The organism is Larkinella terrae (genome assembly GCF_009668025.1).
Classification (GTDB): domain Bacteria; phylum Bacteroidota; class Bacteroidia; order Cytophagales; family Spirosomataceae; genus Larkinella; species Larkinella terrae.
This window is the reverse complement of sequence record NZ_WJXZ01000004.1, coordinates 99210-115368: the sequence shown is the minus strand read 5'-3', so window position 1 is coordinate 115368 and position 16159 is coordinate 99210. Positions and strand designations below refer to the sequence as shown.

Genomic DNA, 16159 nt, shown 5'->3' with positions numbered 1-16159 from the left:
GATAATGGAAGACCTTTTCGCCACCGACCGAACCCGCACCCTGATTCCCCGCATCCGGGATTTTATCGAAACCGAACTCATTCCGCTCGAAACCGCCGAATCCCTCACCGGCCCATTTTCCAGAGTTGCCAACATGCTGGATCAGAAGCGCAAATTGGTTAAAAAGAGCGGTTTGTGGGGCTTGCAATTCGGCTCCGACGAAGGCGGTTTGGGCCTGAGCTTGTGCGAATTCGGGCAGATCAGCGAAGTACTGGCGACCAGCCCGTTTGGCCATTATACCTTTAATTGCCAGGCACCCGACATCGGTAACATGGAGTTGCTACACAAACACGCGTCGGACGACCTCAAAGAGCAGTTTCTGGAACCCCTCAAAACCGGTCAGATTCGCTCCTGTTTTTCGATGACCGAGCCCGAATTTGCCGGTTCGAATCCCACGCAACTCGGGACAACAGCCGTTCGCGAAGGAAACGAATACGTCATCAACGGTCACAAGTGGTTTACGTCCTCCGCCGATGGAGCGGCTTTTGCCATTGTCATGGCCGTAACCAATCCCGATGCCGCCCCCCACCGCCGGGCCAGCATGATCCTGGTGCCGACCGACACGCCCGGTTTTCGGCTGGTCCGTAACATTTCCATCATGGGCGATTCCGGCGATCACTGGGGTAGTCATTCGGAAGTGTTTTACGACAACGTGCGGGTTCCGGTTACGAACCTCATTGGGGGCGAAGGCCTGGGTTTTACGCTGGCGCAGGAGCGGCTGGGACCGGGCCGGATTCACCATTGCATGCGCTGGGTCGGCATCAGCGAGCGGAGTTTTGACCTGATGTGTCGCCGGGCAGCCACGCGCGAAATCGAACCAGGCATCGCGTTGGGCGAAAAGCAGTTTATTCAGGGATTTATTGCCGAAAGCCGCGCCGAAATCGATGCAGCCCGGCTGATGGTCTTGCGAACGGCCCACAACATCGACCGGTTTGGAGCCGCCAGCGTGCGCAACGAAATCTCGGCCATCAAGTTTTTTGTCGCCAACATCATGCTGAAAGTGGTGGACCGCGCCATTCAGACGTTTGGCGCGATGGGCATTACCGACGACCTTTTGCTAGCCTGGTATTACCGGCACGAACGGGGCGCGCGGATTTACGATGGCGCCGACGAAGTGCATAAATCGGCGCTGGCGCGGAGCATTTTGAAACACTACGGTTTGGACGTAAAAAAGAAAAATGGCTGAACTAAAACCCGATTCCGCCACCGCTGTCCGCTCCGGCGAAGAGCTGGATCTGGCGGTTTTGAATGCCTATTTGAACGATACGGTTCCCGGTTTTGGAAGCATCACGGAATGCGGCCAGTTTCCCGGCGGTTATTCCAATCTGACGTATTTACTTAAAACTGACGCGGGAGTTGAGTTCGTCCTTCGCCGACCACCTTTTGGCGCAAAACAGATCAAAGGCGGCCACGACATGGGTCGGGAATTTCGGGTTTTGTCGCTGCTCCAGTCGGCGAATTACCCAAAAATTCCGGAGCCGGTGGTTTTCTGCGAAGATGAAACCGTGCTTGGCTGCCCGTTTTACGTCATGAAGCGGGTCGCGGGCGTCATTCTGCGGGCGCATACCGCTCCCCAAATGGGCATTTCGGCGGAAACGATGCGTCGGATGTCGGAATCACTGGTCGATAATCTCGTGCAGTTGCACGCACTTGACATTCAGAAAACCGGTCTGATTCAATTGGGAAAACCGGAGGGTTACGTTCGTCGGCAGGTGGAAGGCTGGCACCGGCGTTATCTGAACGCCCAAACCGACGAATTGCCCGACATGGACGCGCTGGCCCGCTGGCTGACGGATCATTTGCCGCCCGAAAATCCGCCGACTTTGCTCCACAATGACTACAAATACGACAACGTGGTACTGAATCCGGCCGACCTGACTGACATTCGGGCGGTTTTGGATTGGGAAATGTGTACCGTGGGCAACCCGCTGATGGACGTCGGAACGGCGCTTTCCTATTGGGCCGAAGCCGCCGACGGACCGTTCGAAAAGTCGTTCAATCTGACGTGGCTACCCGGAAATCTGACGCGGCAGGAAGTGGCCGATCGTTACGCCGAGCGCAGCGGCCGCGATTTGTCAGGCATTTTATACTACTATATATTTGGTTTGTTCAAGAATTCGGTCGTGATTCAGCAAATTTACACCCGCTACCAAAAAGGGCTGACGCAGGACCCCCGGTTTGCCGAATTGCTGTCGGGCGTTCGGGCGTTGGCCCGCAAAGGCACGAAGTCCATTGAACACAACAAAATGTAATATATTCTATGAAGGCTGAATGGGATCTACAAACTTACTTAGAATTGATGTTATAGCTTGAAATTTCTAGAATGGTTCCAATCCAATAATTGATAACCGCAAAAAAAAGTCCTGCAAATTTGCAGGACTTTTTTTTGCGGAATTAACCATAAGAACTATATTTACTGTAAATATACAGGAAATGACAAAGGATGATTTCTTCTTAGGTGAGTTCAGGCGGCTTTTTGAACCCGAAGTAACATCTTCTACCCTCAACGTTACTTCTATAAAGCAAGCTGTTGACAAACGTTTAACAGAGTTGAACCTCTCAGAGAACAAGGTTATTGAGCTATTTGCTATTGATTATCGATCGCTTAACTCAATTATCAATGGTACTGCGAAAAGAGTTGACTTAGTGACAGCCATTAAATTATCTCATTTTCTAGGGATAAGGATAGACGATTTTATAGCTATATACGCTGAACAGATGGACGCTGAGCAAATTGGTGAAATAGACAAAGCACGAAAGGCAAGTTTTCTCTCTAGCAATTTTGACATACAACAGCTCAAATCAAGCGGTTTTTTTAGTTCCAAATCTACAATTATAGATATGGAACAAAGGATAAATAAGTATTTCGGCTTCTCTGATGTAACAGAATATAATCAAATAGATGCAGGTGCAGCCTTTAGTAGAGTTAAGAAAGATCCTATCGCATTGATGCGCGACTTTTGGGTGAAGTCTGCACATACCCATTTTATAAAAATAAACAATCCTTATCCGTATTCGAGAAAGGATTTATTAGACATACTTCCCAAAATTCGTCCTTATACTATTGACGTTGAAAATGGTTTGGTAAGTGTAGTTAGAGCTCTTTATAGGTTAGGTGTGACTGTAATTTATCAACCTGCTTTGCCAAATGTAAATGTCCGGGGGGCTACATTTTGTATCAAAGGTAAACCTTGCATTGTCCTCACCGATTACCAAAAAAGATATACTACACTTTGGCACGTACTTATTCACGAGCTTCACCATGCTTTATTCGATCTTGAAGAATTAGAGAAATGGGGTTACCACCTAACTGGGCAACCTGATTTATTTCTAATGAATGATGATCAAGCTGATTCATTTGCACGAAAATTTCTTTTTAGCAAAGAGAGGTCACGTCAGGTAGAGCCGTTTATAAATGATGATATAATCGTTAAAAAGTTTGCAGAATCAGCACAGGTTCATTCGTCTTTTGTTTATGCTTATCATTTGTTCGATTTAAGAGAAAAAGGCTATGAACACGCGTGGGGAAGTAAATTGGCAAATAAAATCCCTAAGTCAGAATCTGCTTTAAAGACTCTTAATACACAAGTTTTTTCTAAAGAAACTATTCAGGGCAGTGTGGATGCTTTGCTGCAAACAATCTTTAATTTCTAAATTACTTCATTATGATCGATGATAACGAAGATGAATTGAAAAACTCATCGGAAGAAGAATCCCAATCTGATAAAACCATTCCTGATAAAGAAACAGATAAAGGCGATGCAGATCAGGAAAGATTGGAAATTTTAATGAAAGCAGATCAAGTAAAAGGTCAACAATTGACTATTGATGCAGCTGGCGAGTTTTATACTGAAGACGAATTAAAGAAATTGGTTCTGAGCAGTGTTCAAGATCCAGAGAAAATGTACGAGACCTATTACAAAGGTATTAGTAAATTACTTAAACAGAACCTGCCAACCGGAAGCGACTTTAAACCAGCGAGAGACTTAATTTACGAGGAGAAAAACTGTTTTTTAACTCGTGGTCATAGAATAGGCGACGATGGAATACGTGGAGCAGATAGTCGTATGGGGTACGTTGAAGATGCTGAAATAGTACTAGGAGTTGTGATTTCTTGGGTGGTAAATAAAGGAACGGCCTTTGATTTATTTACAACTTTGCGAGATCTAAACAACGGCAGGGGCTACTCTGCTCCCAAGTAAAATTTAGTAGTTCTACTTTTTGCGATGCGCGATGTCTCTCTCGGTAGTTAACCGGTGCTATATGTGCTATTTCCTTGCTTACTGATGAAAGCCGTTCTTTGCCGCCAGTATGGCCCGCCCGAAACCCTGACCTTGGAAGAAACCGAGTCACCAAAAGCCACCAAAGGCAAGCTGGTGATTCAGGTGAAAGCCTGCGGGGTCAACTTCCCCGACACGCTGATGATTCAGGGCAAATACCAGTTCAAACCGCCGTTTCCGTTTTCGCCCGGTGGCGAAGTAGCCGGGGCAGTGAAGGAAGTCGGCGAGGGCGTCACGCATTTGAAAACCGGTGATGCGGTTTTTGCACTGACGGGCTGGGGCGGTTTTGCCGAGGAAGTGCTGGCCGACGGTTTTAAAACTTTCCCGATTCCGCAGGGAATGGATTACGTGACGGCGGCCTCCCTCATGTACACCTACGGCACCTCGTACCACGCCCTGAAAGATCGTGCGAATCTGCAACCGGGCGAAACCTTGCTGGTGCTGGGAGCCGCCGGGGGTGTTGGGCTGGCGGCTGTCGAACTGGGCCGGATCATGGGCGCAAAGGTGATTGCAGCCGCTTCGAGCGACGAAAAGCTGGCACTTTGCCGCCAAACCGGTGCCAGTGAAACAATCAATTACAACCGCGAAGACCTCCGCGAACGGATCAAAGAACTCACCGGCGGCTCCGGCGTCGATGTCGTTTATGACCCGGTTGGGGGCAACCTGAGCGAAGCGGCTTTGCGCTCGGTCAGTTGGCGGGGGCGGTATCTGGTGGTCGGTTTTGCGGCCGGTCAGATTCCGGCCATTCCGCTGAATCTGCCGTTGCTGAAGGGCTGTTCGGTGGTTGGCGTTTTCTGGGGAGCGTTCGCGGAAAAACAGCCGAAAGACAATTTCAAAAATGTGCAGGAATTGCTGCGGTTTTACCAGAAAGGTGAGATGAAACCGCACATTCAGGCGGAATATCCGCTCGAAAAAGTTCCGCAGGCCCTGACCGAAATGATGAACCGGCAGGTCATGGGAAAGCTGGTGATTGCGCCCTGAAATTCTTACCCCTAAATCCCCTGAAGGGGACTTGGACTTAGAATTTATAGATTCAAAAGTCCCCCTCAGGGGATTTAGGGGTAAATTTGATCAGATAAACAGAATATATATACTTCAACATACTTCACAACGGATGTCTTCTTCCACACTTGAACGGTCTGGTCTGAGTTTTAACCTGACCGAAGAACAACTGGCCGTGCGGGATGCCGCGCGGGATTTTGCGCAAACGGAACTCCTGCCCGGCGTCATCGAGCGCGACAACGCGGCCAAATTTCCGGCGGAACAGGTTCGGCGCATGGGCGAGCTCGGTTTTCTGGGCATGATGGTGTCACCTGATTACGGCGGGGGCGGCATGGATACGGTTTCGTACGTGATTGCGATGGAAGAGATTTCCAAAGTCGATGCGTCGTGCTCCGTCGTGATGTCGGTCAATAACTCGCTGGTTTGCTGGGGTTTGGAGGCATTTGGCTCCGAAGAGCAGAAACAGAAATACCTGACGAAGCTGGCGGCTGGCGAGGTGATCGGCGCGTTTTGCCTGTCGGAACCGGAAGCGGGCTCGGATGCAACCTCCCAACACACCACCGCCATCGACCAGGGCGATTATTATTTGCTGAATGGCACCAAAAACTGGATTACGAACGGCGGATCGGCCAGCACCTACCTGGTGATGGCACAAACCGATGCGGAAAAGAAACACCGGGGCATCAACTGCCTGATTGTTGAAAAAGGCCAGCCCGGTTTTGTGGTCGGGAAAAAAGAAGATAAAATGGGCATTCGGGCGTCGGATACGCATTCGCTGATGTTTTCCGACGTGAAGGTGCCGAAAGAAAACCGCATCGGCGACGACGGTTTTGGCTTCAAATTTGCCATGTCAACCCTGAACGGCGGCCGCATCGGAATTGCGGCTCAGGCGTTGGGCATTGCGGCCGGGGCCTACGAACTGGCCTTGAAATACGCCCAGGAGCGTCAGTCGTTCGGAAAAAAGATTTTTGATCACCAGGCCATTCAGTTTAAACTGGCCGAAATGGCGACCAAAATTGAAGCCGCCCGCTTGCTGGTGTACAAAGCCGCCCGGCTGAAAGACGAGCATCAGGACTACGTGCAGGCGGCTGCGATGGCTAAATTATTTGCGTCGGACGTTGCGATGTGGGCCACAACGGAAGCCGTTCAGATTCACGGGGGTTACGGCTACGTAAAAGAGTATCACGTGGAGCGGCTCATGCGCGACGCCAAGATTACACAGATTTATGAAGGTACGTCCGAAATCCAAAAATTAGTGATCGCCCGGGAGCTACTTAAATAGAACTATTTTACCGTTAGCACAATTTTTTTAAAAAACATGCGCGCTACTTTATTGGTATCGCGCTATTTTTTTTATCTTTTCGCAAGAACGAATGTTGTATTAGATTTGTACAATTTATTAGTTTTGTGCAACTTTGCAATATACTGAATGTAGATACATCACTTTCCCCCTATGGAAGACTATAATAAGATTATCGAATCGCTGGGTGTGAAGTTCATCAAGGCCCGAAACATCCGCATTTTACAGCCCATAACCATCAAAAACTATTATGATGTTGAAAATACTTTGACCGTTCTCTACAATGGCGAAGTATCGTTCGGCGAAGAAAAAGTAAAGGTGGAAACCGGTGATATGTTGTTTATTCCGGGCGGTAAACATATTACCGTCACGTACGGCGACGCTTCGCAACCGAAAACCGTGTCGAACGAAGAGTTTATGATTCACCGGGAGCTGTATTTTGAAGCCAATCGCGACCCGCAGAAAATCGCCAACATGCCGAACTCGTTTGGGTATGTGTCGTTTGAAGCGAAGGTGTTCGACTCGGTGAACTTCTTCAACTCACTGGACGTACCGCCGTTTATCATCAAGCGGGAAGATTCGCTGGTGCAGACGATCAACCAGATTCTGGCGGAAGAAATGCTGGATACCGCCGGTAAAGGTCGGATCATCAAGATCAAAACCGAGGAAATCGTTATCGAAGTCATTCGGTACATCCTGAAAAACCGCCTGTTCGTTGAGCAACTGGTGACCAACAGTACGTACTTCAAAGATCCGCGTCTGATCGACATCTTTGCTTACATCAAAGACAACCTGGGTGGCGATTTGTCGAACAAGGTGCTGGCGAACGTCGCCAACGTTTCTGAAGATTACGTCGGACAGTATTTCAAAATGCTGACCGGTATCAACCCGCAGGATTACATTGAATACCAGCGCATGGAAGCCGCCGTCGGGCTGCTCCGGACGTCGAAGAAAAGCATCCGGGCGATCGGTGCCGAAGTCGGTTACAAAGACACGGCGTATTTCTGCCGCCGGTTTAAGATGATGTTTGGAATTCCGGCCGGTAAAATGCGCCGTCGGGAGTCGCTGATGAACGTATAAAAAACCGTACCATGCAAAAGGCCGGGCGAAAGGATTGACAACCTTTTCGTCCGGCCTTTTTTCGTTATAATCTTCTTATAATTAGGCTAGTTGTCGATTCACCTCCTGAACAACGGCGGCAATTTCGGGTAACAATTCCGGATTTTTCTCGATACCGTTCCCCACCACAATGACGTCGGCTCCGGCCTGCAAAGCCGCCTGGGCCCGCTCCACGGAATTGATGCCTCCGCCGACCACAATGGGCGTATCAACACACGAACGAACGGCGGCAATCATTTCCGGCGAAACCGGTCGGCGGGCTCCGCTGCCCGCATCCATGTAGATCAATTTCAGTCCGAGCATCTCGCCCGCCATTGCCGTACAGGCCGCCACACCCGGTTTATCGTACGGAAGCGGGGTTGTATTGCTGATGTACGAAACCGTTGTTTGTACACCGCTATCGACGAGCATGTAACCCGTCGGCAGAATTTCCAACCCACTTTTCTTTAAAAGCGGGGCGGCAATGACGTGCTGGCCAATCAAAAACTCCGGGTTTCGGCCCGAAATGAGCGAAAGCAGCAGAATCGCATCGGCGCTGGGCTCGATGTGAAGGCTATTTCCGGGAAAAAGAATGGTCGGGATATTCGTGTACGTCCGAATGGTTTCAATCACTTCCCGCAGGATGAAGTTGGTAATCAGACTGCCACCCACGAAAAAGAAATCAACCCGGTTTTCAACACTCCGAATCAAAAGGTCCTTAAACGATTCTTGCTCGATTTTATCAGGATCGAGCAAGACGGCAAATGATTTTCGCCCTGTTTCCTTGCGGCTATACAGGGTATTCAGTAACAGGTTACGGGTATTGTCCTGGCTGTGTGTGTGTGGTTGCATTATCCTGACGTAAACGCGAAATGAAATCAGTTACCTGCTGCCGGGCCAGATTCGTCAGAATTGACGTCACGATTCCGGTAATTGCACCACCGATTGCCGATTTGGCCGGAGCTTCTTCTGCGGCTTTAGCAGCCCGTCGCACATGCGCCCGGGTACTGTTACCTACCTCTTCGTAGTCATCTTCATCGTAGTCGCTGTCCGATTTATCAGACTTAGGCAACACAATACTGGCCACAACAAAGACGGCTAAACAGACTCCAGCCACCAACGCCACGGTTTTGCCGGCTTCGACGGCATCCTCTTTTAATTCCTTGACGTTGGACTCAATCGAACTTTTATAATGCTCGGTGGCTTCCATCAACTCAGCCCGTCGGGCCGATGTATCTGAAAAGGGCACATTCGTATCCATAAAATGAGCGTTCTAAAATTAGTAAAAAAATGGATTGACTGACGATAATGCTTGCTACTTAGTTAGTATTCGAGGGAAATTTATAGTATTTATTCCTTAATTGATCCGCTTTCATTGAGCGACTCCCGGGTTTGGGCCATCAAATCCTGAATAGTTTCGGCCCGCTCTTCCGCTTTTTTCTCCTGCGCATTTTTAATAATCCGGTAGGTCATCCTTTGAAGCATGCCTTCCACCGGCCCTTTTGCGAAGGCCCAGATCAGGGTCAGCAGGAGGAAAAAACCGGCCACAATCAGAAATCCCAGATAACGGCTATCGAGCACTTCGTTTAAATAAGCGGCTAATAATGAGAATAAAAAGATAGTGGTGATTGTTGCCAGAAATCCGAGCACAATTCCGTGAACGGCATTCAGGGCGATGTGTTCAACCTGGTTGCGCGTCTCCAGCTTAAAAAGCTCAATGCGCGCTTCGAGGTATTTAAAGATATTTTCCCTGATCTCTTCTAATTTCTCTAACATGGCGATTTATCATTAGGGATGCTGTAGTAGTACCAATAAGTAGCTATTTTGTTTGGAAAATGTTTGTTCGCGAAACGATTTTCCAGCTTCTATCTTTCTATTGGACGGGAAAATACCAAATAGTCATCGCAATACTAAAAAAAATCCCGCTTCGTGGATGAAGCGGGAGAGTAAAAAGAGCTATTTTCTGGAAACAGTCGCGTTGAATTACGACCGTTTCAGTTTGGCTTCGATTGTCTGCTGGGTGTGTGGCACGGCGCGGAGACGTTCTTTCGGAATCAGTTTGCCGGTATCGATACAAATACCGTACGTTCCGTTTTTGATCCGCACCAGAGCGGCTTCCAATTGCTGAATAAACTTCTGCTGACGAGCCGCCAGCTGACTGAAGTTTTCGCGCTCACTGGTATCGGCACCATCTTCCAGTAATTTCGACGTACCCGATGTGTTATCGGTGCCACTGTCATTACGCTTGCTGAGCGTTTCCTTGATGTAATTTAACTCGCTCCGGGATGCTTCTAACTTCTGGCTAATCAGCACCTCGAACTCTTTTAGCTCCTCCTCCGAGTACCTTTTCTTGTCTTCCTGAACCATAGCACTGATCAGCTAGTTAAGTGGGTGAATATTCTTTCCGTCGATGAAACAACAAAATTACAACTCTATTGATTCTTTTTCAATCAATAAGGCCTACCGTTTAAAAAAAAGTTCAAAAAATAGTCATTGGCAAATACTCGAAAAAACCAATCAATATTTGGCGGTATAACTCCTTGGTTGTGACGTTGTATTGCGTAAAAAACCGGATAGGATACATGATTTTGGGAACAAAAATTATACTAATCCCCGAAAAAATAGTTCATAAGTAGTATCGTTATCTTTTTTGGTAATTTTGCCGTGGCGCTTCATCAGACTGCCAACTAAAAAAATAGTACTATGGCTTATATAGAACCAGCCCCCATAAAAGATAAAGAGAATCCGCTTGAATCCATGATGTCGCGGTTCGATGCCGCAGCCCAGCTTCTGGGAGTAACCGAAGAAATGTACTACATTTTGAAGGTCCCCGCGCGGCAGGTGATGGTTGGTTTACCCATTACAATGGACAACGGATCGATCAAAGTTTTCGAAGGTCACCGCGTTATTCACTCCACCATTCTGGGTCCGTCGAAAGGCGGCATCCGGCTCGACCCGGCCGTCACGCTCGACGAAGTGCGGGCCCTGGCCGCCTGGATGACCTGGAAATGCGCCGTTGTCGATATTCCCTATGGCGGGGCCAAAGGCGGTATTGCCTGCAACCCGCGCGAGATGTCGGCCGGCGAAATTGAGCGACTGATCCGGGCGTACACCGTGGCCATGCTCGACGTGTTCGGCCCCGATCGCGACATTCCGGCCCCGGATATGGGTACAGGCCCGCGCGAGATGGCGTGGCTCATGGACGAATATTCCAAATCGCGGGGCATGACCATCAACGGCGTCGTGACCGGAAAACCGCTTGTTCTGGGCGGTTCGCTGGGCCGCACCGAAGCCACGGGCCGGGGTGTTACCGTCGCGGCTTTGTCGGCGATGGATAAACTCCGCATGAATCCGTACCGCTCGTCGGCGGCAGTACAGGGCTTTGGAAACGTGGGTTCGTTTGCGGCCGAACTGCTGCACGAACGGGGTGTAACGGTTATGGCCGTCAGCGATGTAACGGGCGGTTATTACAACGATCGCGGCATCGACATCGGCGCGGCTCTGGCCTACCGGAACGCCAACAAAGGAACCCTGGAAGGGTTCAACGGTGCTGAACGCATCACGAACGAAGAACTGCTGGCTCTACCGGTCGACGTGTTGGTTCCGGCGGCAAAAGAAGACGTTATTACCGCCGAAAACGCCGATTCCATTCAGGCAAAAATGATCGTGGAAGGCGCCAACGGCCCCACCTCGGCGAGCGCCGACGACATCATCAACGAAAAAGGAATCATGGTGGTGCCGGACATTCTGGCCAATGCCGGGGGCGTAACGGTTTCGTATTTTGAGTGGGTTCAAAACCGCATCGGATACAAATGGACACTCGACCGGATCAACCGCCGGGCCGACCGCAACATGAAAGACGCGTTCGACCGCGTGTTCGAAACCTCCCAGAAATACAAGGTCTCGATGCGGCTGGCCGCCTACATCGTTGCGATCGACAAAGTAGCCAGCACCTATAAATACCGGGGCGGTTATTGAGTAATTAAGTACGGATTTCAGTCTACAAAGGAAGCAACTCATGCGGTTTTCTTCCATTGTGGACTGAAATCTTTGTTTTTGTAGAGATTGAATGTCACCCGCGAATTGGAGCCAATGTACTTTGTTTCGTACCTTCACCGCTCTACCCATCTTTATAAGAAGCAACTGATTTCCCATTCGTATGACTATCCACAAGGAAGGATATCAAATTTTGTTCTGGACAGCCTTTATCCTGTTAGCAGTCAATCTTTTATCCATCTTCTACCTGTTCACCGGCAACCAAACAGCCAGCACCCTTATCCTCGTTGTCAGTCTGGTCCTGTTCTTTCTGGTGCTGCAGTTTTTCCGTAAACCCCGCCGAACCACTCCGTTAAATGATAATCACGTCATTTCGCCCTGCGACGGCACCGTCGTGGTGATTGAAGAAGTGAACGAACCGGAATATTTCAAAGCTCCGCGTCGGCAGGTGTCCATCTTCATGTCGCCGTTGAACGTCCACATTAATTTTTATCCCGTAACCGGCACCGTCAACTACGTTAAATATTATCCCGGAAAATACCTGGTGGCCTGGCACCCGAAATCAAGTACCGAAAACGAGCGAACTTCCGTGGTGGTGAAGGCCAAAACCGGGGCCGAAATCCTCCTACGCCAGATTGCCGGTGCGCTCGCCCGCCGGATTGTCTGGTACGCCAAAGAAGGGCAGCAGGTGCAGCAGGGCCACGAATTGGGCTTTATCAAATTCGGTTCGCGCGTCGATCTGTTTCTGCCGCTGGATGCGGAGGTCAAAGTAAAAATTGGCGAGAAAACGCAGGGCGGAATTACGGTAATCGCAGATTTGTAGGTAGTTGCCAGTGACAAATCATGGTTTTATTCGTCAAAATCCTGTTCAGGATTTGAATCAAAACTGCTGCTAAACGTTAACTGAGTATGAAAACCGTATTGGAAGCCCGACGCTACCTTGATAATGCCCGAGAAATTCTGCGCGAAAAAGCCCGGAAAGAAGATGGGTATTACCTGGACACGAAATACGTTAAAATGGCGGGCCACACCGCTTACGCTGGCGTACTGGTCGCTTTAGACGGTTTTCTGGGTAAAAAAGGAAAAGGCCGGAAAGACGTTGACTGGTATAAACAACAACTTTCTCCTTTGGATAAGAAGTTGCTGAACGCTTTCATCAGCGCTTACGACACCTTGCACTTGTCCATGTCTTACGATGGCAATCCCTCGGCAAGCGTTGCAACTGCCGGTTTAACCGAAGCGGAAAAGATCATAAACTGGATTGAAAACCGGATTGGGACGGCTAACGCTTAACAATCCCAACCTACTGCGGATTATAAAACCGCTACAGATTAACCCATCGAGATCATCCAGGGATTTGATTTTAAATAGAAAAGCCCTCGCCTAAAATGAAGCGAGGGCTTTTCTATTTCTTTCCAGGAATTTACAACGCCGTTCCCACAGCCTCCGACGCGTATTCTTCCACCGGCAGACAGGCGCAGACCAGATTCCGGTCGCCATATGCGTTGTCGATCCGGCTGACACTCGGCCAGAATTTGCGGGCTTTTACGTACGGCAACGGGAAAGCGGCTTTCTCGCGGCTGTAAGGACGATTCCACTCGTCGGCAATAAATACACTGACCGTATGCGGGGCGTTTTTGAGAACGTTATTGGCCTTGTCGGCTTTGCCTTCTTCCAGCTCGCGAATCTCGGCGCGGATGCTGATCAGCGCTTCGCAAAACCGGTCGAGTTCGTCTTTGGATTCCGATTCCGTCGGCTCGATCATCATCGTTCCCGGAACCGGAAACGAAACCGTCGGAGCGTGAAAACCGTAGTCCATCAGGCGCTTGGCGATGTCTTCCACTTCCACTCCCGCAGCTTTGAACGGCCGGCAATCGACGATCATTTCGTGCGCGCAACGACCGTTTTTACCGGTATACAAAATCGGGTAATGTTCTTCCAGCCGCGCTTTCAGGTAATTGGCATTCAGAATAGCGGTTTTGGTGGCATTGGTCAAACCGTCGCCCCCCATCATCGCAATGTACGCGTACGAAATGGTCAGGATGCTGGCTGAACCGTACGGAGCCGCCGAAACGGCGTGGATAGCCTGTTTACCGCCCGTTTCCACCATCGGATTGCCCGGCAGAAAGGGCGCCAGGTGTTGCACAACGCCGATCGGCCCCATGCCCGGTCCGCCCCCGCCATGCGGAATGCAGAAGGTCTTGTGCAGGTTCAGGTGGCAAACATCGGCGCCAATCGTGGCCGGACTGGTGAGTCCCACCTGCGCGTTCATGTTGGCTCCATCCATGTACACCTGACCGCCGTGCTCGTGAATGATGTCACAAATTTCTTTGATCGTTTCTTCAAAAACGCCGTGTGTCGAAGGATACGTCACCATCAGGCACGACAGATCGTTGCTGTATTGTTCGGCTTTCGCTTTCAGGTCGGCCACGTCAATGTTTCCGCGTTCGTCGCACTTCACAATCACGACTTTCATCCCGGCCATCACGGCGCTGGCGGGGTTGGTACCGTGCGCCGACGACGGAATCAGGGAGACGTTGCGGTGCCCGTCGTTCCGGCTTTCGTGGTACGCCCGAATCACCATCAAACCGGCGTATTCGCCCTGCGCACCGGAGTTGGGTTGCAGCGATACGGCGGAAAAACCGGTAATTTCGCACAACCAATGGCTCAAGTCATCGACCAGTTTCTGGTAACCGGCCACCTGATCTTTCGGCGCAAACGGGTGTAAAGCTCCAAATTCCGGCCAGGTGACCGGAATCATTTCGGCGGTCGCATTCAGTTTCATGGTACAGCTACCGAGTGAAATCATCGAATGCACCAGCGAAAGGTCTTTTTCCTCCAGGGATTTTAAATACCGCAACATCTGGTGCTCGGTATGGTGCGTATTGAAAACCGGGTGCGTCAAATAATCCGATTGGCGAACCAGGCGTTCCGGCCAGTTAATCGTCAGCGTGTCAAGAGCCGCGTCAATGGAACTGTTGACGCCAAAAACGTCCAGCAGTTGAACCACGTCATCAACGTTTTTCACCTCGTCAAAGGCAACGCTGACCCGCTCATCGTCCAGATACCGGAGGTTAACACCCGCCGTCCGTGCCGATTTGCGCAGGGATTCCACATCATCGACTTCTACGGTAACCGTATCGAAGTAATTATGCGTCTGAATTTTATAGCCGTTCCAGCGTAAAACCGTCGCAAACAATTTGGTTAAACCGTGTACGCGCTCGGCAATGGCCCGGAGTCGTTGCGGTCCGTGATAAACCGCGTAACTGCCCGCCATGACGGCCAGCAGAACCTGCGCTGTACAGATATTGGAAGTTGCTTTTTCCCGGCGAATGTGCTGCTCGCGGGTTTGCAGGGCCATCCGTAGCGCGTGGTTTCCTTCCGCATCGACCGAAACGCCGATAATACGGCCTGGAATCTGGCGCTTGAAAGCCTCTTTGGTGGCAAAAAAAGCTGCGTGCGGACCACCGTAGCCCATCGGAACCCCAAACCGCTGCGATGAACCCACGACCACATCGGCCCCCATTTCGCCCGGCGGAGTCAGCAATGTCAGGCTGAGCAGGTCGGCGGCCACGGCCACAAAAACGTTGTGTTCGTGGGCGGCCGCAATCAGGTCGGTGTAGTCGAATACTTCCCCGTCGGAAGCCGGGTATTGCAGCAACATCCCGAACAGATCGTCGTGCGTAACGTCGACCTGCTGGTGGTCGCCCACCTCCACCTGGATGCCCAGGGGCGTGGCACGGGTTTTGATGACGTCAATCGTTTGCGGATGGCAACGATCCGACACAAAAAAGGTCATGGCCGATTTCCGGGCCGCCGAGCGTTGGGCAAACAGGACGTGCATCGCTTCGGCCGCGGCCGTGGCCTCATCGAGCAGGGAGGCATTGGCGATTTCCATCCCGGTGAGGTCGATCACCACGGTCTGGAAATTCAGCAGTGCTTCCAGGCGCCCCTGAGCTATTTCGGCCTGATAAGGCGTGTAAGCCGTATACCAGGCCGGATTTTCCAGTATATTGCGCAGGATGACGTTCGGCGTGATGGTATCGTAATAACCGGTGCCGATGTACGATTTATAAATCTTATTTTGCTGAGCAAGTTTCTTGAAATCAGCCAGAAACTGATGTTCGGATTTGGCTGCGGGCAAATCGAGCGGTTTTTCGAGCCGGATGAGGGCGGGAACCGTTTGTTCGATGAGTTCGTCCACCGAGCCGACGCCGATGGTTTTCAGGATAGCATTCGTTTGAGAAACGTCAGAACCGTTGTGCCGGTCTTCGAAACGTTCCTGATAGCTGGGATTAAGCTTCATTGATGGAGTTGTAACCGAAAGACAGTAATTCGATGGATGTACGAAATTACGAAAATTATAAGTTTTACGCGTTATCTAATTTTCTCAGAATCGGGTATACCTCTGCTTAGTTCAACCCGTTTTACTTAAGATCCGATC

General features: G+C 50.3%; 15 protein-coding genes. 10 read left to right on the top strand and 5 right to left on the bottom strand.

Annotated elements, in window-relative coordinates; genetic code table 11:
- The first annotated feature begins 4 nt into the window (after positions 1-4).
- From GJJ30_RS07510 to GJJ30_RS07480, 7 genes are all read left to right on the top strand, one after another.
- On the top strand, positions 5-1225 hold the full coding sequence (locus tag GJJ30_RS07510) for an acyl-CoA dehydrogenase family protein (RefSeq protein ID WP_154174541.1): 1221 nt from the start codon (positions 5-7) through the stop codon (positions 1223-1225).
- Positions 1218-2291 (top strand): phosphotransferase family protein, encoded by a 1074-nt coding sequence (locus GJJ30_RS07505; RefSeq protein ID WP_154174540.1) that lies wholly within the window; start codon positions 1218-1220, stop codon positions 2289-2291. The genes GJJ30_RS07510 and GJJ30_RS07505 overlap by 8 nt, the downstream gene beginning before the upstream one ends.
- 181 nt (positions 2292-2472) lie before the next feature.
- Positions 2473-3693, top strand: coding sequence for a pirin (locus GJJ30_RS07500; RefSeq protein ID WP_154174539.1), 1221 nt, complete (start codon positions 2473-2475; stop codon positions 3691-3693).
- A gap of 11 nt (positions 3694-3704) precedes the next feature.
- Positions 3705-4241 carry a hypothetical protein gene (locus GJJ30_RS07495; protein ID WP_154174538.1) on the top strand — a complete coding sequence of 179 codons (537 nt, stop codon included), beginning with the start codon at positions 3705-3707 and terminating at the stop codon, positions 4239-4241.
- Positions 4242-4325: 84 nt separating this feature from the next.
- Positions 4326-5300 (top strand): NADPH:quinone oxidoreductase family protein, encoded by a 975-nt coding sequence (locus GJJ30_RS07490; RefSeq protein WP_154174537.1) that lies wholly within the window; start codon positions 4326-4328, stop codon positions 5298-5300.
- 163 nt (positions 5301-5463) lie between these two features.
- Positions 5464-6603: an acyl-CoA dehydrogenase gene (locus GJJ30_RS07485; protein ID WP_205880548.1), complete on the top strand. Its 1140-nt coding sequence runs from the start codon at positions 5464-5466 to the stop codon at positions 6601-6603.
- A gap of 171 nt (positions 6604-6774) precedes the next feature.
- Positions 6775-7701, top strand: a complete 927-nt coding sequence (locus tag GJJ30_RS07480) for an AraC family transcriptional regulator (protein WP_124908273.1) — start codon at positions 6775-6777, stop codon at positions 7699-7701.
- A gap of 81 nt (positions 7702-7782) precedes the next feature.
- On the opposite strand, the gene GJJ30_RS07475 is transcribed toward GJJ30_RS07480, so the two are convergent.
- The 4 genes from GJJ30_RS07475 to GJJ30_RS07460 form a co-directional block, all read right to left on the bottom strand.
- Positions 7783-8571, bottom strand: a complete 789-nt coding sequence (locus GJJ30_RS07475; protein WP_154174535.1) for a phosphoglycerol geranylgeranyltransferase — start codon at positions 8569-8571, stop codon at positions 7783-7785.
- On the bottom strand, positions 8534-8968 hold the full coding sequence (locus GJJ30_RS07470) for a hypothetical protein (RefSeq protein ID WP_154174534.1): 435 nt from the start codon (positions 8966-8968) through the stop codon (positions 8534-8536). Before GJJ30_RS07470 ends, GJJ30_RS07475 begins: the two co-directional genes overlap by 38 nt.
- Before the next feature lie 101 nt (positions 8969-9069).
- On the bottom strand, positions 9070-9495 hold the full coding sequence (locus GJJ30_RS07465; RefSeq protein WP_154174533.1) for a phage holin family protein: 426 nt from the start codon (positions 9493-9495) through the stop codon (positions 9070-9072).
- Between the two features lie 207 nt (positions 9496-9702).
- Positions 9703-10086, bottom strand: coding sequence for a TraR/DksA family transcriptional regulator (locus GJJ30_RS07460; protein WP_154174532.1), 384 nt, complete (start codon positions 10084-10086; stop codon positions 9703-9705).
- Positions 10087-10422: 336 nt separating this feature from the next.
- Here GJJ30_RS07460 and GJJ30_RS07455 point away from each other — a divergent pair, with 336 nt between their 5' ends.
- The 3 genes from GJJ30_RS07455 (at position 10423) to GJJ30_RS07445 (ending at position 13008) form a co-directional block, all read left to right on the top strand.
- Positions 10423-11697 carry a Glu/Leu/Phe/Val family dehydrogenase gene (locus GJJ30_RS07455; protein WP_205880542.1) on the top strand — a complete coding sequence of 425 codons (1275 nt, stop codon included), beginning with the start codon at positions 10423-10425 and terminating at the stop codon, positions 11695-11697.
- A 181-nt stretch (positions 11698-11878) separates the two neighbouring features.
- Positions 11879-12538 carry a phosphatidylserine decarboxylase family protein gene (locus GJJ30_RS07450; RefSeq protein ID WP_154174531.1) on the top strand — a complete coding sequence of 220 codons (660 nt, stop codon included), beginning with the start codon at positions 11879-11881 and terminating at the stop codon, positions 12536-12538.
- 86 nt (positions 12539-12624) lie between these two features.
- Positions 12625-13008 carry a DUF5618 family protein gene (locus GJJ30_RS07445; RefSeq protein WP_154174530.1) on the top strand — a complete coding sequence of 128 codons (384 nt, stop codon included), beginning with the start codon at positions 12625-12627 and terminating at the stop codon, positions 13006-13008.
- Between the two features lie 130 nt (positions 13009-13138).
- Here GJJ30_RS07445 and gcvP read toward each other — a convergent pair whose 3' ends face one another.
- Positions 13139-16021, bottom strand: a complete 2883-nt coding sequence (gene gcvP, locus GJJ30_RS07440; RefSeq protein WP_154174529.1) for an aminomethyl-transferring glycine dehydrogenase — start codon at positions 16019-16021, stop codon at positions 13139-13141.
- Between the last annotated feature and the right edge of the window lie 138 nt (positions 16022-16159).